Annotated in this window: 27 protein-coding genes; 14 read left to right on the forward strand and 13 right to left on the reverse strand. The window is 35.8% G+C overall.

Annotation, left to right across the window (positions count from 1 at the left end):
• Positions 1–828: a hypothetical protein gene (locus H6G25_RS00480; RefSeq protein ID WP_190390805.1), complete on the forward strand. Its 828-nt coding sequence runs from the start codon at positions 1–3 to the stop codon at positions 826–828.
• Positions 829–970: 142 nt separating this feature from the next.
• Here H6G25_RS00480 and H6G25_RS00485 read toward each other — a convergent pair whose 3' ends face one another.
• The 4 genes from H6G25_RS00485 to H6G25_RS00495 form a co-directional block, all read right to left on the reverse strand.
• Positions 971–1,492: a hypothetical protein gene (locus H6G25_RS00485; RefSeq protein WP_190390806.1), complete on the reverse strand. Its 522-nt coding sequence runs from the start codon at positions 1,490–1,492 to the stop codon at positions 971–973.
• Between the two features lie 8 nt (positions 1,493–1,500).
• Positions 1,501–2,763, reverse strand: coding sequence for an ATP-binding protein (locus H6G25_RS00490; RefSeq protein ID WP_190390807.1), 1,263 nt, complete (start codon positions 2,761–2,763; stop codon positions 1,501–1,503).
• A gap of 186 nt (positions 2,764–2,949) precedes the next feature.
• Positions 2,950–3,084 (reverse strand): hypothetical protein, encoded by a 135-nt coding sequence (locus tag H6G25_RS21435; protein ID WP_277881620.1) that lies wholly within the window; start codon positions 3,082–3,084, stop codon positions 2,950–2,952.
• Between the two features lie 105 nt (positions 3,085–3,189).
• Entirely contained in the window at positions 3,190–4,245 is a 1,056-nt protein-coding gene (locus H6G25_RS00495) for a J domain-containing protein (RefSeq protein ID WP_190390808.1), read from the reverse strand.
• Between the two features lie 411 nt (positions 4,246–4,656).
• On the opposite strand from H6G25_RS00495, the gene H6G25_RS00500 reads away from it, so the two are divergent.
• From H6G25_RS00500 to menB, 4 genes are all read left to right on the forward strand, one after another.
• Positions 4,657–4,917: a MoaD/ThiS family protein gene (locus H6G25_RS00500; protein ID WP_190390809.1), complete on the forward strand. Its 261-nt coding sequence runs from the start codon at positions 4,657–4,659 to the stop codon at positions 4,915–4,917.
• Positions 4,918–4,954: 37 nt separating this feature from the next.
• Positions 4,955–5,362 carry a hypothetical protein gene (locus tag H6G25_RS00505; protein ID WP_190390810.1) on the forward strand — a complete coding sequence of 136 codons (408 nt, stop codon included), beginning with the start codon at positions 4,955–4,957 and terminating at the stop codon, positions 5,360–5,362.
• Between the two features lie 390 nt (positions 5,363–5,752).
• Positions 5,753–6,058 carry a hypothetical protein gene (locus tag H6G25_RS00510; protein ID WP_190390811.1) on the forward strand — a complete coding sequence of 102 codons (306 nt, stop codon included), beginning with the start codon at positions 5,753–5,755 and terminating at the stop codon, positions 6,056–6,058.
• 652 nt (positions 6,059–6,710) lie between these two features.
• Positions 6,711–7,544, forward strand: a complete 834-nt coding sequence (gene menB, locus H6G25_RS00515) for a 1,4-dihydroxy-2-naphthoyl-CoA synthase (RefSeq protein WP_190390812.1) — start codon at positions 6,711–6,713, stop codon at positions 7,542–7,544.
• An 89-nt stretch (positions 7,545–7,633) separates the two neighbouring features.
• On the opposite strand, the gene H6G25_RS00520 is transcribed toward menB, so the two are convergent.
• From H6G25_RS00520 to H6G25_RS00560, 9 genes are all read right to left on the reverse strand, one after another.
• On the reverse strand, positions 7,634–8,233 hold the full coding sequence (locus H6G25_RS00520; protein ID WP_190390813.1) for a J domain-containing protein: 600 nt from the start codon (positions 8,231–8,233) through the stop codon (positions 7,634–7,636).
• Between the two features lie 323 nt (positions 8,234–8,556).
• Entirely contained in the window at positions 8,557–9,150 is a 594-nt protein-coding gene (locus H6G25_RS00525; RefSeq protein ID WP_190390814.1) for an ATP-dependent Clp protease proteolytic subunit, read from the reverse strand.
• 63 nt (positions 9,151–9,213) lie between these two features.
• The gene (locus tag H6G25_RS00530) at positions 9,214–9,873 is read right to left on the reverse strand and encodes an ATP-dependent Clp protease proteolytic subunit (RefSeq protein ID WP_190390815.1); all 660 of its coding nucleotides are present in this window, start codon (positions 9,871–9,873) and stop codon (positions 9,214–9,216) included.
• Between the two features lie 42 nt (positions 9,874–9,915).
• Positions 9,916–10,605 (reverse strand): ATP-dependent Clp protease proteolytic subunit, encoded by a 690-nt coding sequence (locus tag H6G25_RS00535; RefSeq protein WP_028083913.1) that lies wholly within the window; start codon positions 10,603–10,605, stop codon positions 9,916–9,918.
• Positions 10,606–10,830: 225 nt separating this feature from the next.
• Positions 10,831–11,406, reverse strand: coding sequence for a Uma2 family endonuclease (locus H6G25_RS00540; protein ID WP_190390816.1), 576 nt, complete (start codon positions 11,404–11,406; stop codon positions 10,831–10,833).
• A gap of 389 nt (positions 11,407–11,795) precedes the next feature.
• Positions 11,796–14,078, reverse strand: coding sequence for a dynamin family protein (locus tag H6G25_RS00545; protein WP_190390817.1), 2,283 nt, complete (start codon positions 14,076–14,078; stop codon positions 11,796–11,798).
• Positions 14,079–14,090: 12 nt separating this feature from the next.
• Positions 14,091–14,879 carry a hypothetical protein gene (locus H6G25_RS00550; RefSeq protein ID WP_190390818.1) on the reverse strand — a complete coding sequence of 263 codons (789 nt, stop codon included), beginning with the start codon at positions 14,877–14,879 and terminating at the stop codon, positions 14,091–14,093.
• 15 nt (positions 14,880–14,894) lie between these two features.
• A complete protein-coding gene (locus tag H6G25_RS00555) occupies positions 14,895–17,294 on the reverse strand; it encodes a dynamin family protein (protein ID WP_190390819.1) in 2,400 nt (799 codons plus the stop codon).
• A gap of 270 nt (positions 17,295–17,564) precedes the next feature.
• Complete coding sequence (locus tag H6G25_RS00560) at positions 17,565–17,915, reverse strand: hypothetical protein (RefSeq protein ID WP_190390820.1); 351 nt, start codon at positions 17,913–17,915, stop codon at positions 17,565–17,567.
• 233 nt (positions 17,916–18,148) lie between these two features.
• On the opposite strand from H6G25_RS00560, the gene H6G25_RS00565 reads away from it, so the two are divergent.
• The 9 genes from H6G25_RS00565 (at position 18,149) to H6G25_RS00605 (ending at position 25,677) form a co-directional block, all read left to right on the forward strand.
• A complete protein-coding gene (locus H6G25_RS00565; RefSeq protein WP_190390821.1) occupies positions 18,149–19,051 on the forward strand; it encodes a cation diffusion facilitator family transporter in 903 nt (300 codons plus the stop codon).
• Positions 19,052–19,066: 15 nt separating this feature from the next.
• Positions 19,067–19,423, forward strand: coding sequence for a type II toxin-antitoxin system RelE/ParE family toxin (locus H6G25_RS00570; RefSeq protein WP_347239135.1), 357 nt, complete (start codon positions 19,067–19,069; stop codon positions 19,421–19,423).
• A gap of 10 nt (positions 19,424–19,433) precedes the next feature.
• Positions 19,434–19,649 (forward strand): XRE family transcriptional regulator, encoded by a 216-nt coding sequence (locus H6G25_RS00575; RefSeq protein WP_199319607.1) that lies wholly within the window; start codon positions 19,434–19,436, stop codon positions 19,647–19,649.
• 174 nt (positions 19,650–19,823) lie between these two features.
• On the forward strand, positions 19,824–20,342 hold the full coding sequence (locus tag H6G25_RS00580; RefSeq protein WP_190390822.1) for a DUF29 family protein: 519 nt from the start codon (positions 19,824–19,826) through the stop codon (positions 20,340–20,342).
• A 295-nt stretch (positions 20,343–20,637) separates the two neighbouring features.
• A complete protein-coding gene (gap, locus tag H6G25_RS00585; RefSeq protein WP_190390823.1) occupies positions 20,638–21,663 on the forward strand; it encodes a type I glyceraldehyde-3-phosphate dehydrogenase in 1,026 nt (341 codons plus the stop codon).
• Between the two features lie 160 nt (positions 21,664–21,823).
• The gene (gene pyk / locus H6G25_RS00590) at positions 21,824–23,254 is read left to right on the forward strand and encodes a pyruvate kinase (RefSeq protein WP_190390824.1); all 1,431 of its coding nucleotides are present in this window, start codon (positions 21,824–21,826) and stop codon (positions 23,252–23,254) included.
• Between the two features lie 132 nt (positions 23,255–23,386).
• Positions 23,387–24,388: a transaldolase gene (locus H6G25_RS00595; RefSeq protein WP_190390825.1), complete on the forward strand. Its 1,002-nt coding sequence runs from the start codon at positions 23,387–23,389 to the stop codon at positions 24,386–24,388.
• A gap of 238 nt (positions 24,389–24,626) precedes the next feature.
• Entirely contained in the window at positions 24,627–25,508 is an 882-nt protein-coding gene (locus tag H6G25_RS00600; RefSeq protein WP_242034850.1) for an SMP-30/gluconolactonase/LRE family protein, read from the forward strand.
• Positions 25,489–25,677, forward strand: coding sequence for a hypothetical protein (locus tag H6G25_RS00605; RefSeq protein ID WP_190390827.1), 189 nt, complete (start codon positions 25,489–25,491; stop codon positions 25,675–25,677). The genes H6G25_RS00600 and H6G25_RS00605 overlap by 20 nt, the downstream gene beginning before the upstream one ends.
• Positions 25,678–25,805: the final 128 nt, after the last annotated feature.

Raw genomic sequence — 25,805 nt, forward strand, 5'->3', positions numbered from 1 at the left:
ATGCCTAGTATTTATCTTTGGGTGCCGGAATCTGATTATGATAGGACAGCAGTCGGTTGTATTGCTAACAAAATAGTCGCGCTTTATGGTGGTAATATAACAATCAAACTTGGCGATAAACAAGGTTTTAATAGAGCCATAGATCCAAAAAATCAAGATGGTTTAAAGAAGGCAGTTGATAGTTGTTTAAAAAATCATAATTTAGTTATCTTTTTACTAGATTCCGATGGGACACAATCGCAAAATCAAAGACGTAGAGAAAAAAAATCTCTGGTTAATAAAATTGAAGAAGTTGTTAAATTGTTTGAAGGTGAAGGAAGAGTAAAATATTTTCCGATGGTTCAAGAACTTGAAGCTTGGTTATTAGTTGATTATTTGGGTATATGCTGCTCTTTTACCAACAATGATCATCGAAATAATCAAGAATGGATAAAATTTGCTAAAAGTAAACAACGTGGGCAAACAGATTTAATAGCAGAAGCTGAATCCGGTGGAAAGGGTGCAAAAGAATTTTTAGTAAAGGCATCACGGGAAATATTAATTAAGCATAATCCTAATCTCAGAGATAAACCTAAAAATTTGAAAGAAAGTCAATATGAAGAAAGTCAATCATCTGAAATAGCAAAATATATTAAAATTGATTACGAAACTCTGGGAAGAAATAAATCATTGTTAGATTTTGCAACCTGTTTACACCAGTTATATGCCTATTTTTTTATCTTTTCTATTTATGAGTCTCTGGGGTTAGTTGATATTAATTCAGCGCATCTTCATACAAAATTGGTATTATTTTTGTATAAGAAATCAATATTTTTATATCCAATTTAACTATATTATCATATATTTAACGTGTAGTTATTTCTAACTTATAGAATAGGCAATTTACAGCAATTTGTAACAGGATTTTTTATATATCTTAATATCCCTTTTTAAAAGATATTTAGGAAGATAAATTTATTTAATACTCTCATTATTTTCCGCGACTACTGCGGCGTGTCGGTGGCTGAGGCTGTGGTGGTTCTTGAGATTTTAAACGATCATCATCTGTCAGAAATTCTACATGAAAACCTTTTTGGTGATAATACCAACCCAAGACTACAATACTCGCATCTCCCATAGAAGTTTTTTCTACAGCTTGATTAGGAAATTTTTCTGCTAAATTTTTCAATCCTTCTGCTTCCCATAATACAATTTGTTCACGAAAAGCAGCCCAAGGACTTTTTTCATCAGCAGCAGCAATCATGATTTTGGCAAATTCTTCTGATGTTATTCTTTTACTATCTGAATTTGCAGTTTTAGCTCGAGCAATATGATTTCCTGTTTCTATCACTGTGGCTAATGGAAGTACCAAGGTTGTTCCTTTTTCAATTTCTGTGAGAATTTTCTCGTTAACAAGTTCAAAGTCCCATTTATTATTACCAGTAGTTTCTTTACCTGGAACTTTTAACCAAACACACAATAAAGATGTATCTATTAATAAAACTTTTCTCATATTTTCAATTACTCCCCATGAGAAAGGCTGCGTTCAATTGCGCCTTTAGTTGTCATTTGTCCCAAGGAATAAGATGCAAATAATTTGGGGAAGTTGTCAATATCTTCTAAAAGGGTAAGTTTACTTTCTCCTGTTTCTGAATCTCGATGTGCGACAACTACAAAGGGAACTATTTCGGAACCAAAAGCATCTAATAAAGCTGGGTTATGGGTGGTGAGTAAAATATCAATATTGCGTTTACTGCCAATTTCTTTTAATATTTTCACCAATAATGCTGCACGGGAAGGATGTAAACCATTATCTATTTCTTCTATGACAATTTGACTACCTTCAGGACGGGTTAATAATGCTGTGAGAATGGCTAGAAAGCGTAATGTTCCATCTGACATACTTCTAGCATCAATTTCTATAATTTCTCCCGGTTTCCATTCTTCTTGACAGTAAAGCATTGCATCTGTACCCAATCTTCCTACTTTTTCTGCCCATACTTTTTTAATATCACCTTCTGGTAAATCTTTTAAATATTCAGATAGCGTATTTTCAATTTCTGTTTTTTTATCATCTGGTAATGCTGCTAAGAAACCTGCAATATTTGAAGAATCACTTTCTAGTACGTTAGACAAGCTTGAATAATCCCTCATATTAGAAGCCACTGGATTTAGTAAAAAAATTCTTTTTAATGAAGAATTAATACAAATTCGTTTTTTTTGTTTTGGTAAGAGAAAAGTATTATATACTTCTTCCATAAGTTTTTTTTCTTGATCATTTTCAAGAGTTATTATATTTTTTCTTATAATTTCTATTGAAGTATCTACAATATTTAAAAAACTTGTATCCACAGAATAATTATCCTGATTAGCTGCTGAGGAAACAGATATAAGTTTTTTACCATCTCCATATTCGTTAATTAAAATTGTATATTCGTAAATATATTCTTCTATAATTTTAGGCTCAGAGATTGTTTTGACTTTAATAAGATACATATACTCAACTGTATCATCCTCACCTTGAATTAATACATTTAAACTAAACTCATTCTCACCTTTCCTTGCGGCTAATTCAACACCACCACGAAGAGAAGGAAGTGTTTTATTTCCTGCTAAAGCTGCTTCAATATTTTCACCATTAGCTATTCTTTGCAAAAATTCCAAAGCTTCAACCACATTAGACTTACCACTTGCATTAGTGCCAATAAGCACAGTTAAAGGATCAAGTGGAAGTTCAGCATAACGGAAACTTTTCCAGTTTTCAAGAATGAGTTTTTTCAGCATGATCAAAACTACATATATTTTATTTAATTAATACTTGTATTATAAATCAAATTTTCGTTATTTTGCATCAGTCTTGCTGATTAATATAGTCATTTTTGATGTTAGCGTAATAAAAAGACGCAATCAGAGGAAACTTGACAAGCTTTAATTATACCAAAAAGAGTTAAAATTTTTAAGATATGGTGATTAGAAGAAACAAAAAAAGTAATTGTGAATGCGATCGCTCAACAATATAAACTTATCCAAGAGTACAATACTCGCATCTCCCATAGAAGTTTTTTCTACAGCTTGATTAGGAAATTTTTCGGCTAAATTTTTCAAGCCTTCCGCTTCCCATAATACAATTTATACATTAGAAACCTTTAAAAGTCCCGGATGGCGTAAAAAGATCTCTCAGTTATTTTTAGCAAATCTTAAAATAATTTGCTAATTAAAATTCATCATCTCCCCAAATTCTTCCATCATTTTTTCCATTAGTTCTTCCATCATATCCTCCTGCATAGAACGGAGACTTTCTGGACCTGCGAGAAATTCTTTAATAGTTATTTTCTTATCTTTAAAATCTTGAACAAAATCACGAATTTCCGCAACTATCTTAGTTTGAGCTTGCATGGTTTCCACTATCAATGCAATAGAATCAACACCTTGTTTAGCTGCTTTTTTGTAATCAGCAACCATTGACCCTTCTGGAGTATTTTTTGCTAACCGGAGTTCCTGTTTCAATTTCTCATATTGATTTTTAAGAATTTGATTTTGGTGTTCTATGGTTTGACATTTACGACTTAAATCATCTTCGTTATTATTATCAATTGTTTCTCCCACTTCATATTTACGTTCAATTTCTAAAAGTCTCGCTAAATCTCCTTCTTGATAAGCTTTATTAATTTCTTTCATAATCTCCGTATGAGTAATTTGGGTTTCATTGTCTTTAACTTTATCAGGGTGAAATATCTCTGCTAACCGCAAAAAGGTCTGTCTGATTTTTCTAGATTCATCTGTTTTACCCACAGCAGGAGATTCAGAATCTCTTTCTGCTTCCCAAAATTGACGACGACGTTGATGATTTTCCTGGGAATCATCATTTTCAAATAGTTCATCTAATTCTTCATGATCATCTTTTTCTTGATCATCAATAGGTTTATAGCTAATAATTCCTCCCATTTGCAAACTTCTGTATAGTGATTGGATATTTTTCTGGCTTTGTTTTCCCATCTTTCTCGTAGTTAAAATTTCTGCAAACAAAGCATGAATTTCTGCATCTAATTCTGCCATTGTTTTCATATTAGGACTAACTCGATGAAATACTTCTGTCGCTAAAGAACGCATTTTTTCGACGAAGTTATTTAATTCTGTCCGCTTCCTTTTAATCTGCTTTAATAGAGATTGGTGTTCTTTCTCTAAACCTTCTAGCTGAAGATGTAAGTCAGAAAGTGCTAGAGGAGTTACTGTAGTTGAGGATGCTGTTTTTGTTTTGCGTGCCATAGCAGATGCAATTAAGTTTAGCTTTGATAAGTTACAGGATTTATTAATCTTTTTTTAACTCTTTCATGTCTATGAGTTAGCGGCTGAATTGTAATTTATCTAACCACAGAGGCACAGAGGACACAGAGTAAAGAGATTAAGAGGGATTTTTTACCAAAATTTTTAATTAAATTCTTTCCTTATAACTACAAAATGGCATTTATTTCTGACAGACAGATAAAATTGGTATTATACTTTATTTTAAATATTGGTAAATGACAATACTTGTGTCAATTTTCCAAAAATATTTCCTAAACCCAATAAAATCGTTACTATATTAATAGGGTTTCAGGTTGTTGACCAAGGGAAGGTACTGATTTGTGAGCAATTCTTGATTAAATTAGCTGAATAAATAGGATATGGGAAAATTATATGTCTAAATCTGTGATTACTGTAACCGTTAAGTTATTTGCTGCTTATCAAGAAGCCTGTGGTGTGTCTGAATTGATATTGGATTTTCCTAATGGTACAACGGTGAGATCACTGTGTGATCGCTTTATTAATACATATCCAGAATTATCCCACTGGAGTGAACTAACCCGCTTTGGTGTAAATCTTCAATTTGTTGAAGCAGATACTATTTTACAAAATGGTGATGAAGTGGTTTTAATTCCCCCTGTGAATGGTGGATAAAACAAGGTTATACCAAGACCAGAAAGGAGTATAAAAAATGATCAGGTTTGTTTTGACGGCGATTTTGCTGATATTGATCACAGCTTGTAGTAGTATTGTCCTATTACCGACACCGGAGTTGGTTCAAAAAGCGGTCGCACTCCAGCTAGAACAAACCCAACAGGAACTTAACCAACAATTAGATTTAAATTTCCAAAAATTTAATATTCAGCTTCAGCGGATATCTATTACTCAACAGCAACCCCTGACTATTGAAAACTTACCAGCTTATCGGGTACGGGGAAATTATGACTTGACTGTGAAATTGCCAAAACGCAGTTTTAAACAAGTGCAAAAGCCCTTTGAAGTTTATCTGCAAATTCAGCAAGAAGGCAAAAGTTGGCGTTTATTAATACCAGAAAAAAACCGTCAATATCCTCAATGGCATAGTTACTTAATCCTTTAATTGAAGGATTTTTGATTATGGTACTGATCTTTTGACACTCACCAGTCTAAAGACACGGAGATTCTTGGGTTAAGGAGTCCACACTTACACAGGCTATCAGGTACTAGATGATTCTAACTTCTTTCTTCCTCCTCACTCCGTTCGACTCAGTGAAGTCGAAGTCTGGCTTCTAGTCCTCACAAAAAGACTTTTATGGCTAACCCAGGAAGCTATAATAACCTCATTAAAAAATATATCAATCTTAGGTTCAACCTGTGATATATGGTGATTTAAGGTTAGACTCTTAATATATGGGAAAAAAATACTTCTTTCCTTAACTATTGTAAAATTCACTTAACAGACAAAGATTGAGTTTAAATAAGTGTCATCAAATACAAAGGAGAAATAACAGTGACAGAAAATAATCAAGAAAATAGTGGTAATACTGAACAAGGTTCTCAAGGAACAATGATAGTGGCTGGAATGCGTCCCATTACCACAGGGACTTTACAGGTAGTTGATACCTACAACTCAATGGGAATTCGTCCCATAGGTGCAAACACATTCCAAGTGGTTGATAGTATTAATTTGTCTGGTATTCGTCCCATTGCTTCCAGCACTTTGGTAATTGCTCAAAACTATTCTATATTCGGAAATCGCCCAATAGCCCCAAATACTTTTGATGATTCCGAAATTTTGATGGGTTTTCTAGATTAGTGCCAAAGTTAAGAATTTAGGAGTCAGAATGCTTGTATAAAGTATCCAATGTTTAGAGTTAGGCTATATTCGCCCAATACTTGAAAAACATCCTCTTAATTCTTCTTAGGTCGTTGCATAATTCATACTGGCATTATGCAACACCGTAAATTTATTGAGATTCCTGTGCTAATATAGTGGATTGGTGCGTTACGACGACAGCTAACACACTCTACCTTAGATGTACTGCATTTAATTTGTATAATTATAGCGGGCAGGACTTGTACTGAGCTTGCCGAAGTATGCCCCCACCACAAGATATAGCGGCGTAACAACTGATATTTTCAAAAATAAAACCCACTATACTAACTAATGAAAAAGGAGAACGTCGTCTTAAAGCGAACGAACTCATTAAACTTGCTCGTGTTTATGGACGTTCTGTAAGTGACTTTGGCAACGTCCAACTGACTACAGGTAAAATGCAAAATGTTTTCCACACCAAAATATGGCCGAATTTTTCACACCTCTCCACGTCCGCAATAAAATGTTCCAGCACAAGAACCCACTGTAAGCTGTTAGGCATCTAAATTTTATAATCCTAAAATAGTTAAATCTTGTGGGGTGCAAATCTTATCCGCCAGACTTATACAAATTAAATTCACAACATATGACCATGCAAATTGACTGGAAAACCATCAAAACCTACGAAGACATCATCTACCAAAAAACCGACGGTATCGCCAAAATTACTATTAACCGTCCTCACAAGCGTAACGCATTCCGTCCTAAAACCGTATTTGAACTATACGAAGCTTTTTCGGACGCTAAGGAAGATATTAATATTGGGGTAGTTTTATTTACAGGTACAGGACCTCACACGGATGGTAAGTACGCCTTCTGTTCAGGAGGTGATCAAAGTGTCCGGGGACAAGCAGGTTATGTAGATGATACAGGTATTCCCCGCTTAAATGTCCTAGACTTACAACGTCTCATTCGTTCCATGCCCAAAGTAGTAATTGCCCTAGTCGCGGGTTATGCTATTGGTGGCGGTCATGTTCTCCATTTAATCTGTGATTTAACTATTGCGGCTGATAACGCCATTTTTGGGCAAACAGGACCTAAAGTAGGCAGTTTTGATGGTGGTTTTGGTGCAAGTTACTTAGCGCGAATAGTAGGACAAAAAAAAGCGCGAGAAATATGGTTTCTCTGCCGTCAGTACAACGCCCAACAAGCTTTAGAAATGGGCTTGGTTAATATTGTTGTCCCCGTGGAACAATTAGAAATAGAAGGGATAAAATGGGCGCAAGAAGTCTTAGAAAAAAGCCCCATAGCTATTCGTTGTCTCAAATCAGCATTTAACGCAGACTGTGATGGACAAGCTGGTTTACAAGAACTTGCCGGTAATGCCACTCTTCTCTATTATATGACAGAAGAAGGAGCGGAAGGAAAACAAGCGTTTTTGGAAAAGCGTCTTCCTAACTTTCGGGATTTTCCTTGGTTACCTTAGATTTATAAGTACCTAAACAAAATTAAAAGTTTATTTACTATTGGCTTCCTTCTCAGGAAGAGACACAATGATAATAATTTACCCATTACCTAAACTCCCAAACGCTGAAAATCCTGCTGAACTTCAGACCATAAAGCTTTATTGTCTGGGTCGGTTTTTAAGGCTTTTTTCAGGTAAATTCTGGCTTTTGGGAACTGTTTTTCTGTAATTAAAGCCCGTCCCCAGATTTGATAAGCGATCGCTAACCATTGACGTACTTCTACATCTGCTGGTAAACGTGCCAGTAAAGCTTCCGCTAAAGCGATCGCTTGGGGAAAACGTCTTGCTTGTAAAAACCGCTGTAATTGTTCATAAGTCTTCCATTTTAACCGTTGTTCGATATCCTCCAAATTTGCTGGGTGAGATGTAACTTTGATATTTGCTGTTGTTACCTGCGTTTTCACTTCTGAAAAACCAGAAACCTGAGTTTTCAGTCCATGAGACTGTGGCTTAATTTCCTGCGGTGATAAGATCATTTGCAGGAATTTATAAGCCTCATTCACCGCAATAAATTTATCTTTTGCTTTGAGATCATCTGGATTAATATCAGGATGATATTGCTGTACCAATCGGCGATAGGACGCTTTCACATCCGCAAAAGAAGCTCCCGACCTTAAACCCAATAAACGATAGCAATCTTGAAGATCCATGTTGGCTTAACTCCAATTCAAAATTCAAAATTCAAAATTCAAATGAACTTTACATCTTGAATTTTGAATTATTTTCTACTATCTAAATGAAGTTTGCTGAAAAAGTTGTCTGTGAGGGGAGGGAACTCTTAACAGGGAACAGGGAACAGTTTCAGCTATCTGGATATCCTCAATTTCCCATATCCGACAAGGAAAAATGCAACTGTTTTGAGACTCCATTTGCCAAAACCTTGCCCTTTTTTGTTCGGAAAATCCTCAAAACCCCTATGAATAAACGGTTTTAGCTTTATATGGCTAACGCCACGCTACGCTATCAGCAAGCCCTAAATACGTTCTTCAATCACCCGATCAATTAAACCATATTCCTGAGCTTCTTGAGCAGACATAAAAAAGTCACGATTCATATCTTTCTCAATTTTCTCTAAACTTTGACCAGTGTTATCAACATAAATTTGATTTAATTGGTGACGTAGCCGTAAAATCTCTCTAGCTTCGATTTCGATATCAGAAGCTTGTCCACGAGTACCACCGGAAGGTTGATGAATCATAATCCGGGAGTGAGGTAAAGCCATGCGTTTACCTTTAGTTCCCGCAGCCAAAAGAAAAGATCCCATGGACGCAGCCAAACCGACACAAATTGTCACCACCTCAGATTTGATGTGCTGCATCGTGTCGTAAATTGCCAAACCTGCCGTTACAGAACCACCGGGAGAATTGATATATAAATAAATTGGCTTACTCTGATCCTCGGAATCTAAATAAAGTAAGTAAGCGACAATGGCATTAGCAATACCATCATCTACTTCCTCTGTCAAGAAAATAATCCGCTCCCGAAATAGACGATCTTCGAGATCGATCCATTGTTCGTAGCTGCTACCAGGGAGACGATAAGGAACTTTGGGAATACCAATAGGCATAGGACAATTTTAGTAGAGACTATGAAGATAGAACTGTAGATTTTCCGTAATTGTCAATTGAGATCAAACTGGAAGAGATTTTGCTAAATTCTTGGTACTTTCCAGCACCCGATCAATTATTCCGTATTCCTGTGCTTCCTGGGGAGTCATATAGAAAATACGTTCACTATCTTTCGAGATTTTTTCGGCTGTTTGTCCCGTATTTTGGCAAAAAATATCAATAATCACCGATTTTTTCAGCAAAACTTCTTCAGCGTTAACTTGAATATCGGTTGCTTGACCGCGAGTAGCCACACTAAACTGAGTCAGGGCGATATTCGCATGAGGTAAACTAAATCTTTTGCCTTTCCTTCCCGATGATAAAATTAAGGCCGCCATACCCACGGCTTGACCTAAGCAAATAGTGACAATTTCTGACTTAATGTACTGTATTGTGTCATAGATTGCCAAACAAGCCTTAATTGACATCATACCAGCGGTTTCATCCATACCAGCTAGGACAGGATCACCGAGAGAATTGATATAAAGATAGATGGGTTTAGTTGCATCCTCTGACTCCAGATACAGTATTGAGGAAACGAGGGAATTGGCCACATTGGTAGTAAGTGGCTGGTTCAAGAAAAGAATGCGTTCCTGAGCCATGCGTTGACCAATACTAACCCATTGCCACTGATTACTACCAGGAATGTTATAAGGTACTCGAAGTGCTGAATCAACAGGCATGATGGATAATTAGCTTCAAAATTTGGTATGATTGCAGGTAACTTAAGCGATGACTGGTAGGGGTTTGGGTAGATCCTTCATGCTTTCTAAAACACGGTCAATTAATCCGTATTCTTTAGCTTGTTGGGGAGTTAAATAAAACATTCGCTCAGTATCCTTGGCAATTTTTTCGGGGGGCTGTCCAGTATTTTTCGAGAAAATATCCAGGATAGCTGTTTTGTTTGCTAACACTTCCTTAGCGTAAATTTGAATATCTGTTGCTTGACCCCTCGTACCACTGCGGGGTTGATTGAGGACAATAGTGGCATGAGGTAAACTAGCTCTATGGCCTTTAGTCCCCGCTGATAGAATCAACGCTGCTGTTCCCAAAGCTTGACCAATGCAAATTGTATGTACAGGGGTCTTGATATAATTGATGGTATCACAAATGGCAAAGGCTTCGGTCTCGTAACCAATGGCATCACCTGTGTACCAAGATGTACCCGTAGAATTGATGTAAAAGAAGATGGGCTTGTCTGGGTTGTCAAATTTCAGATAGAGTAACTGAGCAATAATCAGCTTCGTTACATCAACACCCATTTGACGCTTGTATTCGTCTGCTGAAACTAAAGGCATTCCCAGATAGACAATTCGCTCTTTTAACAGTAGAGAAGGCAAATCTGGCGGCGGTGTGCGGAAGGAACTGTCACCGTAATAAGAAGCTTGAACTGCCTTGATGGGGGAATTTTCCATAATTAACTGATAGTCTGAGATGATGCCGTTAATGTATTACATCCTAGCGCGACGCTTACCCAATTTAGGGTGCGGATTTCTCCCTGATAGGGAAAAAAGCTAGATTTTAGAATATTTGGTTCTTAATTACCTTTGATTCCCAAGACAACACACTTTAAACTGTTGTGGTGCAATGTATACATATTTAACTATATAGCATCTGAATGATAAACGCTATATCTATAATTAAAAAATTGGTTGTAAATCTAAAATAAATCCTAGTAATACATCTTCTCCAGATAAACTTGTAGGAGATTGTAAAATTTCTACTTCTTGATTTTGGCGATAAATTTCTACTTGTTTATTTTTAGGATTAATTAACCAACCTAACCGTAAACCATTGGCGATATATTCCCCCATTTTGGCTTGAGTATCGGCTAAATCATCGCTTTCAGAAACTAATTCAATCAGAAAATCAGGACATAAAGGCAGAAACCTTTTTCTTTGTTCTGGTGCAAGTGTATTCCATGTTTCTATCTTGATCCAAGATACATCAGGAGAACGGGTAGCACCATTAGGTAATTTAAAACCTGTGGAAGAATCAAAAGCCTTTCCTAAACCATTTTGGCGATTCCAAAACCAAACTTGTCCGCCTAATTCGAGGTTTCTATCTCCCGTTTCTCCTCCTGTTGGTGACATGATACTTAATTCCCCTTGTGATGATAATTCTAAACGTAGATCTTTATTAGCAGCAACTATTTCCACAAATTTATCATCTGTGAATTTTAGTGATTTTGGTATTTGTAAGGTTATGGCGGTCATTATTTATACCTCTATCTATTTATCCCTCGTTCCTCGTTCCCAGTCTCCGACTGGGAATGCTTTCCGGGAGGTTCTACCTCCCATTTTAACAATATTTTCAAAGGCGGTTAGAAACCGCTTCTACACAAACAAAACCCACCTTCGTGGGTTAAATTCCTCTTGGAAGTCTTGGAAGTGGGCGAATATAATTCGCGGTTATACTGATGTTGTACAACAGGTGTGTAAAATCCGTTGGAAAATAGAGGAGTTGTAGGGTGCTTTACTACTGCATAAATCCTGCAAATAAACAGATTGTTTATATCTGACGCACCATACCAATGTGCTGTTGTCAGTTGCTTTACTACTGCATAAATCCTGCAAATAAACAGATTGTTGATATCTGACGCACCCTACCAATTTTTAAAGCTACTTTTTAAAGCAATAGATAATTGTCGTAATCTTTCACTAACTTCTAAATTAGATGTTTGTGATTTTAAATTATTTGGTATCTCCGCTAATAAAAGTGGATTTCCTTGTAACCATTCATTCAAAGCTACCCCCGTCCAAGTACCTTCCTTTTCTCGAAAACTATCAACTAAACCCTTGAGTTCTTGAATACAATAGGATTCAAAACTAGCAGCGTTAAAAATTGCAAACTTTAAATATTCCTCAAAAGCATTAATATCATTTTCCACTTCAAAAATTACCGCTTGTTGTGGTATTTCATTATTAATAGCTGCTGTTGCTATTCCTGTTACTATTCCCGTTATTCCCAATACCTGTTGACGAACTTCTAAGTTAAAAAGTAAATCTGCACCATATTTGACATATCTTTTCAAAAGACTATAAGCAGGTTCTTTACCACTATAATAATTGTCAACAATTTCAATATCTACCCCCAGACCTTTAATGATTTTATTGCGAGTGTCACTATTAACAGGACCTCTAATTAATGCTTCTGCGACAGGCCGCGCAAACCGCAAAAATAAAACACTAAGACTATTTTCCAATTTAGCCAAAAAATAATCTTCTGAATTTTCAATTAACCTAGCTTTTACTTGATCACTTCCCCATAATAAACTTGTCATATATGTAACCAAGTTTAAGGATTCATGTTGTAATTCTAAAGCCAATTGTCTAGCAATATTAGATAAAAGTCTACTTATATCATTATACAAATCCTCTCTCCAAGCAAAGTTAGCTTTCATTCTATCAAATTCAGGATTGGAATTAGCCAGAAAAATATTATCTTTCTTTTTAAATGTTTCCTCTCGGAGTTTCTGCATTTCCTGATCAACGATTTCTAGATATCCTTCTCGAAACTTCTCTATTTGAGTTAAGGAATTAGCAGTTAAATCTTCTACAGCTTTATTGACAACATAGGTATCATAATATTTTTGTAAATCAGCTTTAATGATTAACCATTTTTGATTCCACCATTCTGCAAATAAAACCCGTTGATTGTTTTCCGCAAATAGCTTGGCCTGTTCAGGATTTTCTGGATGATTTTTACTAACTAAACGATAAATTTCTTCAGATGTGCTAATAATTGTATTTAGAGAAGCTTCACACCGTTTCCTTAAAATAGCGACTCTTTCGGTATTAATATAATCAAAGATTTTCTCCTTAATTATCGGCATACCAGTAGCATCTGTTTTGAGAATTTCCACATCATCAATACCTGTTAATCTTTGTAAATGAGATTGAATAACATGAGTATCTCCTATTTCTAATTTAGTTTGTTCTCCAGCAATATTATTTAATAGCAAATATGCACCAGCAGAACCAGAAACTATTCTATGATTTGGTAAATTTGCCCGTTTTAACCAATCTTGAGCAGCTTCTTGAATGTGGGTTTTCATTGCTTCTGCACTACCTAATGAATCAATGCGACTTAAAAATACAAATAATTTATCAGCAACGGTGACGTTTTTATCTCCCTGTTCTGTAAATTTGATGATTTCTAATTCCTTTTCTCGCAGACTGGTAAAACGCTGTACTAATATCACAGCATCACAATCTGATAACATTTCTTGAGCTTCGTCAACGTGCTTTGCTAAACCAGAATCTAAACCAGGAACATCATAAAATACAATCCCTTCAGCTTGTGCAAGTTTGTTTGTATAAAGTCTCGCTTCTAACACAGCATGAGCATATTTTTCATCTGCGACATATTTTTTTAAAGGTTCTCGAATATCCTCTAATCTCGTAAATGGAAATGTTAGATTTCCTTCTTGTCTGACTTCTTGTAAAGTGATTTCATTGGTGCGAATAGTATTAATATCTTCTTGAGCTTGAGCTTTTTCTAATTCTTTGAGTAAGTTAATAAATTCAGCTTCTGTCTTTGCTTGTACTTCTAGTCTTTGTTCTGATTCATGTTCAACTGAATAAATTTGTGTGGTGGTAAATGTACATCTTCCTCCTTTTGCTGGAAGTAAGTCACATTCTAACCAAGCATTAACAAAGGTGCTTTTTCCGGCTTTTTCTAACCCGACTACTGCAATTCTAAATTCACGTTTTTTGAGTCTTTCTAGTTGACGACGTGCGGGTTGTGCTTCTTGTATTAGGATTTGTTTTAATTTAGGGGGAACTTCTGCTTGAGGTAAGTTGGCTAAATTAACCGCGTGTCTTTGGATATTTAAAGCGTCGGTTAAACGGGTTTCATAGTAGGAAGATGCTGTTTTCCAATCCATTGTAGATACTCCTTAGACTCGGTTAAATTTTTCTAAACCAGATAAATTTTCAAGACAAGCTAATTTTTTAACTGTACACTGAGCTTGAAGTGGTAGATTCGTCTTTAAATAGTAAGGAATCTTTTTATCAATCATATTACGACCATCATTAATGTTGATTCTAATATAAACCTCTCGTATGCTATCAGGTGAAATATTCTCATCAGTTATTTCTAAGTTTTGCTCATTTGAATTAGCAACTTCAACAGTAGTACATAAGAAATAAGAAGCATTATCTATCAGGTATGTTAGCTCATCAATTTTTAAAGTTGAACGGTTTATGAAATTACTTGCTATAGATGCAGAAACAACAAGACATAAACTAGCAGAGATTGGATGTAAAAAAATGGGTTGCTCTTTTATTTCTTGAACCGCAGGTTTTATTTTTGCTTGTTCCTTTTTATCAATAGTTTGCTTATACAAAAATAATCCAACAAATGTAAAGGCTGCTGCTACAAAAATCCACTCCATATTTACTCCTTGGTTTATTACTTTAGCGATGATAGCGATAACATTGTTAATTGGTGCATTTCTTAATATTCCATCCAACAAATCATTAATGATTTCCTTATCTTCATCTTTATTAGCATAAGGTTTTATACCAAAATAATCACATATTTTTTTTGTTTTTTCTTGTTCATGTAATTGTTCTTCACCAACTATTATCTGAATAGTCTTATATAAACGACCTCTTCCATTTATTTGAGGATATATGTTATTACAAACTTGATTATATAGGTCTTTGGGATTCTCATTTGCCACTAGATTTTAATACTCCTATTTTAAAACTGTTTCTAAGCTAGAAAAATCTTCTGCAAGTTCTTCAGCTTTTTGTTGAATAGGTTGCCAAATATTTCGTTGCTTTTCATAATCTAGGGTAATTTCTTGGTTAGCTTTATCAAGTCTAGCTTGATAACGGTCAATAATATCATTCTGAAGTTTATCTACATTTTTTTTTAGACAATCAATTTGTTCTAGTAGCCAACTTGCAATTTTGTTTACTATTTCTGTTTCTCCCTTTTTCGACTGAATCAGCCAACCTGTGAGTAAATCTTCCACGCTAGGTATTTCGGCATTATCGCTAGAGCGTGTTTTATATTTTGTTTCATAAACTGTTTTTTTACCCATCCATAAAGTATACCAAGTTCTTTTCTTTTTTTTAACTTGTACTGCTTCTTGCCATGTTCCTTGATTAATAGGAAAACCTGCTTCAAAACGAAAGTTAAATGTGAGTTGACTATCAACTTTAATAAGTTGAGATTCTGGAAATTTAATTGCTATATTAGGTGCAATATCATTTACTCCCTTTTCAATATGAGATAAATGACAATTGAAAAGTTCTTCTATTGCTTGGTACATTCTCTTTAATTCTTGCTTAGAAATTTGTTTTAATACATCCTCCATCACAATATTCAAATGAATAGCTAGTTCATTTAATTCCTCATTTATTTGTTTAAGTCTATTCTTCTCGGAATCAGTTCTTGCTTCCATTGTTTTACCTTCTTTAGCTACGGAAGCAGTATAGCCTAAGTTTACAAGTCGGTTTAAGTTTCTTCCGAGTAAGTTGACATTTAAAACATTGGCTTTTTTTAAATTGGTACTTTCTAAATCTACTCGGCCAGTTTCTAAAGACTTGGCTACTGCTTCTAATACTTGGTTAATTCCTTGACCTAATTGCCTTCTCCAGTCATAAAGGGGATATAATTTTTCTCCTAATAGATTATAAGGTTCTACATTTTTAAGTTCTAAAATTGTTGATTCAAGATATAGCACAGGATCATCTTCTGACTGTTCTGCTATAACTTGTTTAATCTTGGTATCTATTCTTTCAAAAGGTTCTCTTAAATTTGTGTCGCTAATTTGTAAGAAACGCTCAATTGATAATCTAATCTGTGCTATATTTTCACATTCCTGATTATACCGTTCCTCCGAACTATTAAGCACAGCATTTATTGTCTGTGTTGCCCATTCCGCGATCGCATTTCCAGCAGCTATATTAAAACGTTCTATAATTTGTGGTATTACCAACTGTGGAAAATGTTTATTAATATGTTCCCTGAGATTTTCCTGAAATTCCTCACCATAGGATTTCTCCCATAATGCTTCAGCAACTCTATTTTTATCGTGTCTATTCCATTTTTGTGTATTACGTGGCAAATCTTCTAAAATATCTTCAATTAAGCCATTAAAATTGTTGTCTGCCTTTTTAGAAGCTTCAGCACTGTAAATATCATCTTGATTTTGAATTTGCAAAGCTAACAAAGCAGGCCATGTACTCAGTTTAACTACTTTTAAATTTTCAATATCTTCTGTATATTCCTTTAATTGCTCAGTTAATTCATTTTTAATATCACGAATAGCTTTTTCAACAAACCGATTTTCTGATTCTGGCCAGCTTCTATCGGCTCGAAAAACATCAATCCTATTCAGTGCAAAAAGCATTCTTGCAGGAGAACCTCCTAAATCTTTTACCTGCTGTACTACCTCTTGCAATAAACTTTTTACTTTCTGAGAATCTGTTTCCGCACTATTATAAGTAACTATACATAAAGCCTCTCGACATTGTTTAATAACATTAGCATTACCTTGATCACCCACATAAGCCAAACCAGGTAAATCAAGTATTCTTACTCTTGTTCCTTTTGGTAATTGTAATTGAGATTCTTTTAACAGTCGAAAAGGATAAGTAATTGTAGATTGGGGACAGGCTAAATTAGGTTGGGTTTCTCTATTTTCGATATAACCTATCATTGCTTGATAAAGACGTTGATAAATTTTATCGTCACTAATTCCTCTCCATTCTCCACATTCCCATAACGCCCCTGGTGTTTCATGAATGATCAGAGATTTTTCTTTACTATATTCAATTGTCACTGCTCCAGCGCTCATTTCACTAACTGCAACCGGAACAATTTCCGCACCACATAGCAAATTAACCAGAGTGCTTTTACCACTGCTGGTAGTTCCCGTTGTGGCCAGGGTGAGAGTAGGATTTTGTAGTTCGTAGACTAGCTGAGTTAATGCTGTTTCTAATTTATCGGTAAGTTCTTGTATTTCCGGTTGATAACTCTCCGGTAGGTGCTGGGATATTTCTGTATGAAAGTTATCCCAGTATTGAGCTAGTAGTTTGGCTTTAGACTCGATTTCTGCAAATACTTTATATACTGAGTTTCTCATATTGCCAAATCCATACTTGGTTACTTTGGGTGTTGTCTAGTTAAAAATCCTATTACATAGTATATACATAGAATATTTAATAAAGCAAGTCCAAGCAAAAAATAGCTTAGTAACAATACCTCTATCGGAATTTGGTGACAAGTTTAGTCAGGGGTGCTAACTTATCTGGTTATCTCACTCCCATACTCTGTATAGGAGTGAGATATACGCGCATTTAATTTTCACCAGATGTTTATTGGCAAAAATTCCGCTTTTTCCCTACTACCTAATTTAAAACTGATCTAAATACTGATTAAGATCCTCAATAACGCGGGTAAGTTCCGCTTCTGTTGTCAACCGAATACCTAAATTGCGAATTGTTAACAAAACTTTAGCCGCAAAGGGAGTAGGCCAGATATTAGGATTACAAAATATCTCTACAAATACATCCCCAGTATAACGATATTCCAGGGAGGGTTGGGGGCTAACTTTACCTGTACTTGGGGTGGTTTTAGCAGCAACAGCTTTGAGGCTTTTCATTAATTCATTGATTTCTGCTTTTAATTCTTGCGCTGCTTGGGGTGAAAAACTGAAGGAAACAGAACCTTCTACTAGATTTAGTGTTAGAGGTACAGAAGACATAAGCTACTTATTAAAAATAATTCGTAATTATCCATATTACCTGAAGATGCTCCCAGATACCCGACTTCTCAAAGAAGTTGAGAATCTTTTTCTGTAATAAAGATATTAATTCTTAATTAGCAACTTTTGACCTATTTCCTGTATATTTATTCCTAGAAATAAATACCTATTGTTGTACAGCAAGAGAATAAATTCTCTATTCTTTTTTTTCCCAAAATCACAATTATAAATATATGACTTACGATAACCGCACTGAAGTCAGAAAAGTTTTAATTATCACTCTCCTGCTGAATGTATTCGTCATGGGTTTAAAAGTCGTTGTAGGTTATTGGACTGGTTCTTTAAGTTTACTAGCGGATGCTTTACATAGTGTGACGGATAGTGCTAATAATGTCTTAGGATTAGTTGCTATTAAGTTTTCTTCACCATTACCAGACCGAGAGCATCCTTATGGACATAATAAATTTGAAGCTGTGGGGGCTTTAGGTATCGCTGCATTTTTAGGTATAGCCTGTTTTGAAATTGTCCAAGGTGCAGTAGAAAGAATTATCAAAGGTGGTGAACCTGTGAAAGTATCACCTATAGAACTGTGGTTATTACTGATTGTGTTAGGAGTAAATATTTTTGTCGCCTTTTATGAGCGCAATGTCGGGAGAAGAGTCGGTAGTTCGATTTTAGTCGCTGATGCTACCCATACCATGAGTGATGTGTGGGTGACAATCTCCGTTATTGGTGGTTTAATTGGGGTTTGGTTGGGTTATCAGTTGTTAGATGTGCTACTGGCTTTCCCGGTGGCTTTACTGGTATTTTGGAGTGGTTGGTCAGTTTTAAAAGAAAATTTACCTTGGCTAGTAGACCAAATGGCGATCGCTCCAGAAATAATTCATACAATTGCAGTTTCCGTACCTGGTGTCCTTAACTGTCATGATATCGCCTCCCGTGGTGTAATTGGCCGTCAGGTATTTATAGAAATGCACTTAATTGTAGATGCACGCGATGTAGAGACTGCTCATATTATCACCGAAGAAGTAGAAAGACAACTAGAAGAACGTTTCAGTCCAGTGAGGATTTTAATTCATGTTGAGCCACCCGCATATCAGTCGGAGCGCATAACCTTTGAATCAGAGCAAACCTAGTTAAATGAAAAGGTAATTCATCGGGATATTAAACCTGCCAATATTATGCGGCGTAAAGATGGTAAGTTAGTATTAATTGATTTTGGAATTGTGAAACAAATTAATACTACAATTGCGATGAAATCAGGTTCAACTAGTCGGACTATTAGTAAAACATTAAAAGGATTTAATGGAGTATTTGAAATTCGCAACAATTATGAAACTGATACATACCGCACTATTTATGCTATAAAAATAGATGATGCTGTGTATATTCTCCACGCTTTCAAGAAAAAATCACCTAAAGGTATCAAAACACCTCAACAAACTATTGATTTAATTCACCAGCGATTACAAACAGCAATCCAAATTTCAAAAAATAGAGAATCATGAGATAAAGATTATGTTAGATTATACAATCAGTTCTGGCAACATATTTCAAGATTTAGCATTTGCTAATGCAGAAGAAAAACTAGCAAAAGTTAAATTAGCTTCTGTAATTGCTGATATTTTAGAACAGCAACAAATCACACCTCAACAAGCTGCACAAATTTTAGGATTAGAACTTGAACAAATAAATAATTTAACTAACGGTATTCTCAAAGAATTTACAATTTAAAATTTATTAAGTTATTTAATTAAATTAGGTCAAAATGTAGAAATAATGGTAACAAATCAACAGCCAGATAAATATCAACCTAAAATTAATGTTGTCTATCCAAAAATTGCTTAATGCTAGTTTCTACTAGAAGTAGAAGTTTATTTAGTAAAATTTCAAATTGAGGTAATCAATATGACCCAGGAATTAATAGACCTCAGAAATAGTATCTTAGAACAACGTTATACCGATGCTTTGGCTATTGTTGATGAATTAGAGGGGATGAGTAAAAAAGCGATATTACGACAAATTAAGTCTTTTTTTAAAGTGCTATTAATTCATTTGATTAAAAATCAAATCGAGAAAAGATTAACAAATTCTTGGGTTGCTTCTATTCGCAATTCATTAATAGAAATTCAAGATATTAATCTCAAAGAAAATAAAAAATCCTATTATATCAATCAAGATGAATGGGATAGTTGGTTAGAAGATGAAATTGAATTAGCTATAGCTGATGCTAGTTTAGAAGTGTTGGGTGGGATGTATAATGAATTTCAATTAGCGGAAATGGTCAATAGAGACGAGGTAATTTCTATCGCTAAGAAATTTTTGGAATTGACTTATGTATATTCTGTTAAAGATTTACCAAAAGCTATTGCTGAACTTTTAATTCAGTTACCTGGTGGTGAAAATTGGAAGTTAGGGAAAATGTGAAATATTAATTTAATATACATAGGACTTACTCACAATTCAGGAAGGAATTAACCACGAAGGAACGAAGAAAACGAAGACAAGAGGGTTTTAGAGATATTTTCGGTAAGTCATAACAAATATACAGATATTTTAATAATGTATCGGATCATGCAAATAACCAATGACTAATAATTAAACCTTAAAATATGCCAGTTAAATCAACTTTATGCCTTTTGTAACTGTAAGAATTAACTAAGTCGGACTAGAATTAACCCGGCCAGTTATTGCTGAAGTTCCTAATACGGGAGGTTTAATTTTGACTAAGTTGAAAGTTGGTATTAATGGATTTGGTCGTATTGGTAGACTTGTGCTACGCGCTGGTTTGAATAATCCTCATATTCAGTTTGTGGGAATTAATGATTTAGTTCCTCCTGATAATCTTGCGTATCTTCTCAAGTATGATTCTACTCACGGTAGATTAAAAAGTCAGATTGAAGCTAAGGAAGACGGTATTATTATTGACGGTCATTTTATTCCTTGTGTATCTATGCGAAATCCTGCGGAACTACCTTGGGGTAAGTTTGGTGTAGATTATGTTGTTGAATCTACGGGACTTTTTACTGATTATGCTGGGGCTGAAAATCATCTTAAAGCAGGTGCAAAACGGGTTGTAATTTCTGCACCAACAAAAGAACCGGAAAAAGTAAAAACTATGGTGATGGGTGTAAATCATCACTTGTTTGATCCCGTTAAAGATTTAATTGTTTCCAATGCTAGTTGTACTACAAATTGTTTAGCGCCTATTGCTAAGGTCATTAATGATAATTTTGGTTTAGCTGAAGGTTTAATGACTACAGTTCACGCTATGACTGCAACTCAACCTACGGTAGATGGTCCTAGTCGTAAAGATTGGCGTGGTGGACGAGGTGCGTCTCAAAATATTATTCCTTCGGCTACGGGGGCTGCTAAAGCGGTGGCTTTAGTATTACCAGAATTAAAGGGTAAATTAACTGGTATGGCTTTTAGAGTTCCTACTCCTGATGTTTCTGTAGTTGATTTAACTTTTAAAACTACTAAAGCTACTTCTTACAAAGAAATTTGTCTAGCAATGAAAAAAGCTGCGGAAGGTAATTTAATTGGTGTGTTAGGTTACACAGATGAAGAAGTAGTATCTACAGATTTTCAGGGTAATTGTCATTCTAGCATTTTTGATGCAGGAGCGGGAATTGAACTTAATTCTAATTTCTTTAAGGTTGTGTCTTGGTATGATAACGAATGGGGTTATTCTAACCGTGTTGTTGATTTAATCTTATCAATGGCGAAAAAAGAACAATTAATTTAGATAGTTATTCATTGTCAATTGGTAATTATCAATTCTCAATTGTTAATTATTCATTGTTAATTGTTGACAATCAATTAGCTTTGTTTGCCTATCCATAGTTAATTGTTTTAAATAAGGGCTTAATGGGGTGTGCTACTTTACCATTATTCCTTACACAATTATGCGTCGCACTAAAATTGTTTGTACTATTGGACCTGCTACATCTTCACCTGAGAAATTAGAAGCTATAGTCAGAGCGGGAATGAATATGGCGCGGTTAAATTTTTCTCATGGTGCTTATGATGCTCACGCTCAAGTTTTTCAAAATTTACGGCGTATTAGTAATGACTTAAACAAACCTATTGCTATAATGCAAGATTTGTGTGGTCCAAAAATTCGTTTGGGAAAATTACCACCAGAAGGGTTAATGTTAGAGGCTGGTAGTGAGGTGACATTTCTTTTACAAGAAAAGGGTGAAAGTGTTGATGAGTTACCCTTACCGCTACCAACTCTATTCGCTATGATGCGATGTGGTGAACCAATTTTAATTAATGATGGTCGAGTAAAATTAACCGTTACTAGTCGTGACGCTGATAAAATTCGCGCTCATGTTAATATTGGCGGTTTGGTTTCTTCTCATAAAGGTGTAAATTTACCCGCAACTCCTTTACCTCTAAGTTCGATTACCGAAAAAGATTTAATGGATTTGCGCTTTGGGATACAATTAGGTGTAGACTGGGTGGCGGTTTCTTTTGTACGCTCTCCTCAAGACCTCGAACCTGCACGGAGAATGATTGAGGGTGCTGGTTCAAAAATTCGTCTAATTGCTAAAATTGAGAGAGCAGAAGCAGTAGAACAGTTAGATGCTATTCTAGAAGTTGCTGACGGAATTATGATTGCTCGTGGTGATTTAGGAGTAGAAGTACCTATTTATCAAGTTCCGCTGATTCAAAAAGAAATTGCGCGTCGTTGTAATCAAGCTGGTAAACCAGTAATTACAGCTACGCAAATGCTAGAATCAATGATTAGTGCGCCAGATCCTACTCGCGCTGAAGCTACAGATGTTGCTAATTCTATTTTAGATGGCACAGATGCGGTTATGTTATCTGGAGAAACAGCCATGGGTGAATATCCTATTGCTGCGGTGCAAACGATGCACAATATTGCATTACAAACAGAAACAGCATTACAAGAAGGACAAAGACATTCTTGGGTGCCGACAGCCGGTAGTTTGACAGTGACAGAATCAGTATCTCAAGCGGTATGTCGCATTGCTTATGAAACTGGTGCTAAAGCAATTTTGTGTAATACTACATCGGGAAGTACAGCCAAACTGGTTTCTAAATACCGTCCCAGCACGCCAATTATTGCTCTTACCTCTGATTGTACCGCCTACCGTCAATTGGCTTTATCCTGGGGTGTAGAACCCCTACTTATTCAACCTGTTCGCAATGCTGAAGAAATGTTTATTAATGTGGTAGACACAGTTGTCAATAGTGGTTTAGTTAAGGAAGGAGATAAGGTTGTGATTACCTCTGGTGTCCCCATTGGTACACCTGGAACAACCAATTTAATTAAAGTGCATTCTATTGGACAGCCAATTACGCCTTGACACCTCTAAAATGGGTAGTTGATAATTCCTAATTGGGAAATCCTAATTCCTTAATTCTCTGTTTCCTGTTCCTTGTTCCTTGACCACTGACCACTGACCACTGACTACTGACCACTGACATTGGAGTATGTTATGCCTAAGAACTTACTAGAAGCACTACGGGCAGTAACCGTTGTGGTAGCGGATACCGGAGACATTCAAGCGATTGAAAAGTTTACACCTCAAGATGCTACTACCAATCCCTCACTGATTACTGCTGCGGCGCAAATGCCGGAATATCAGGATATAGTTGACCAAACGCTGCTTAAAGCTAAAAAAGATGCTGGTGTAGGTGCTAGTCAAGCACAGGTGGTATCTCTGGCTTTTGACCGTTTGGCGGTATCCTTTGGATTAAAGATTTTGCAAATTATCCCCGGTCGTGTGTCTACAGAGGTAGATGCGCGGTTATCTTATGATACAGATGCAACTGTAGCAAAAGCCCGGAATTTGATTGGTCAGTATCAAGCCGCTGGTGTTGCCAAAGAGCGTGTTTTGATTAAGATTGCAGCTACTTGGGAAGGTATAAAGGCTGCGGAAATTTTGGAAAAAGAAGGTATTCACTGTAACTTAACTTTACTGTTTGGTCTGCATCAAGCGATCGCCTGTGCGGAAGCTGGTGTAACTTTGATTTCTCCTTTCGTTGGTCGTATTCTTGACTGGTATAAGAAGGATACAGGCCGGGATAGCTACCCGCCAGCGGAAGATCCAGGTGTATTATCTGTCACTACAATTTATAACTACTTTAAAAAGTTTGGTTATCAAACTGAGGTGATGGGTGCTAGTTTCCGTAATATGGGCGAGATTACTGAATTGGCTGGTTGTGATTTGTTAACTATTTCTCCCGGTTTGTTGGCAGAATTGCAAAATACTGTAGGGGAATTACCTCGGAAACTTGATCCGGCAAAGGTAGCAGATTTATCAATTGAGAAAATTTCCATTGATCAAGCGACTTTTGAGCAAATGCACAATGGGGATCGCATGGCTTCTGATAAACTGGCAGAAGGTATTGATGGTTTTACCAAGGCTTTGATTTCCTTGGAACAACTATTAACTGAAAGATTGACTCGTTTGGAAAGTCAGAAAGTAACTGCTTAATAATTGACAATTGACAATTGACAATTGACAATTGACAATTACTAGATATTGGGTGAGAATTAAATCTCCATCCTTTGAAACCCTTTTTGAGCAAGGTTGCTCGTTGAAACAAGAATCCCCGTCCCTCTATGGGGCGGGGAGCGTCAATTAGCAAGGCCTATACAAATAGTTTTGCCTACATACAAGAGTTTAACTTTGCGGGTTCTAAATTTTGCCAATGTCGAAAGTATCAGCATATATGAGTTCACATCAATATCAACTCAACAATGTTTTGTCCGCACGTTCTCGGTTGGGAGAAGGTCCTGTCTGGGACTTTAGTAATAGTCTGCTTTATTGGGTTGATATATATAATCATAGGGTAAATCAATTTAACCCGACAACTGGACAAAACCTGTTTTTTGATGTGGGAGATGTGGCCGCTTCAATTGCGATCGCAGGTCATGATAAACTGATTATGGCACAGCGGAATGGATTGGCATTTTTGCATATTCAAACAGGGGAAGTAAGTCCTATCATCTCAGTTGAGATGGATATCCCAGATAATCGTTTCAATGATGGTAAATGTGATTCCCATGGTCGGTTCTGGTTTGGATCTATGTGTCCTGGTAAAAATCAGGGTAGCCTTTATCGTTACGATCCTGATAGTTCATTACATTTGATGGAGACAGGATTAACTATTGCCAATGGTTTGGGGTGGAGTCCAGATGAAAAAGTTTTTTACTTAACTGATTCTGCCCAGCAAAAAATATATGCTTACAACTTTGAGCCGACAACAGGTAAGATTAGCGATCGCTGTATTTTTGTAGACTTAATAGGTGAATCTTTTTATCCTGATGGTCTGACTATAGATAGTGAAGGAAATATCTGGTCTGCAATGTGGGATGGTTGGTGCGTAATTCGTTTTAACCCCAAGGGAGAGGAAACTTTGCGGATACCCTTACCAGTACAACGTCCTACTAGTTGTACTTTTGGTGGGAAGAATCTACAGACGCTCTACATTACAACTGCTTCAGTTGGGTTAAGTGAGGAAGAAATTCAAAAGAGTTTCTATTCCGGTGATTTATTTGCTATCCAAACTGATGTAACTGGATTACCAACTAATGATTTCAGCTTTGGCTAAAAAAATTAGCGTTGCCGAATTTTTGATTTTCATGCCAGGCTATGAGCAAGGACAAGAGTATTTATATTATATTCTAGAATCAGAAAAGCCGACGTTGCTCAAATCAGGTATGAATTTAGGTGTAGAAACGAGAATCCTTACCCAGATCACGTCCCTACAAGGGTTTTGAAATCATCAAAAATCATTTTCATACCTCAAATCAGCAACGACGAAAAGCCTTGTATACGAACAATATAAGGATTAAATGCTTTAAACATGGTTGGGTTTTCCTGACAGGAGAGAATACACAGCAGAGTT

Source organism: Dolichospermum sp. FACHB-1091 (genome assembly GCF_014697585.1).
Classification (GTDB): Bacteria; Cyanobacteriota; Cyanobacteriia; order Cyanobacteriales; family Nostocaceae; genus Dolichospermum.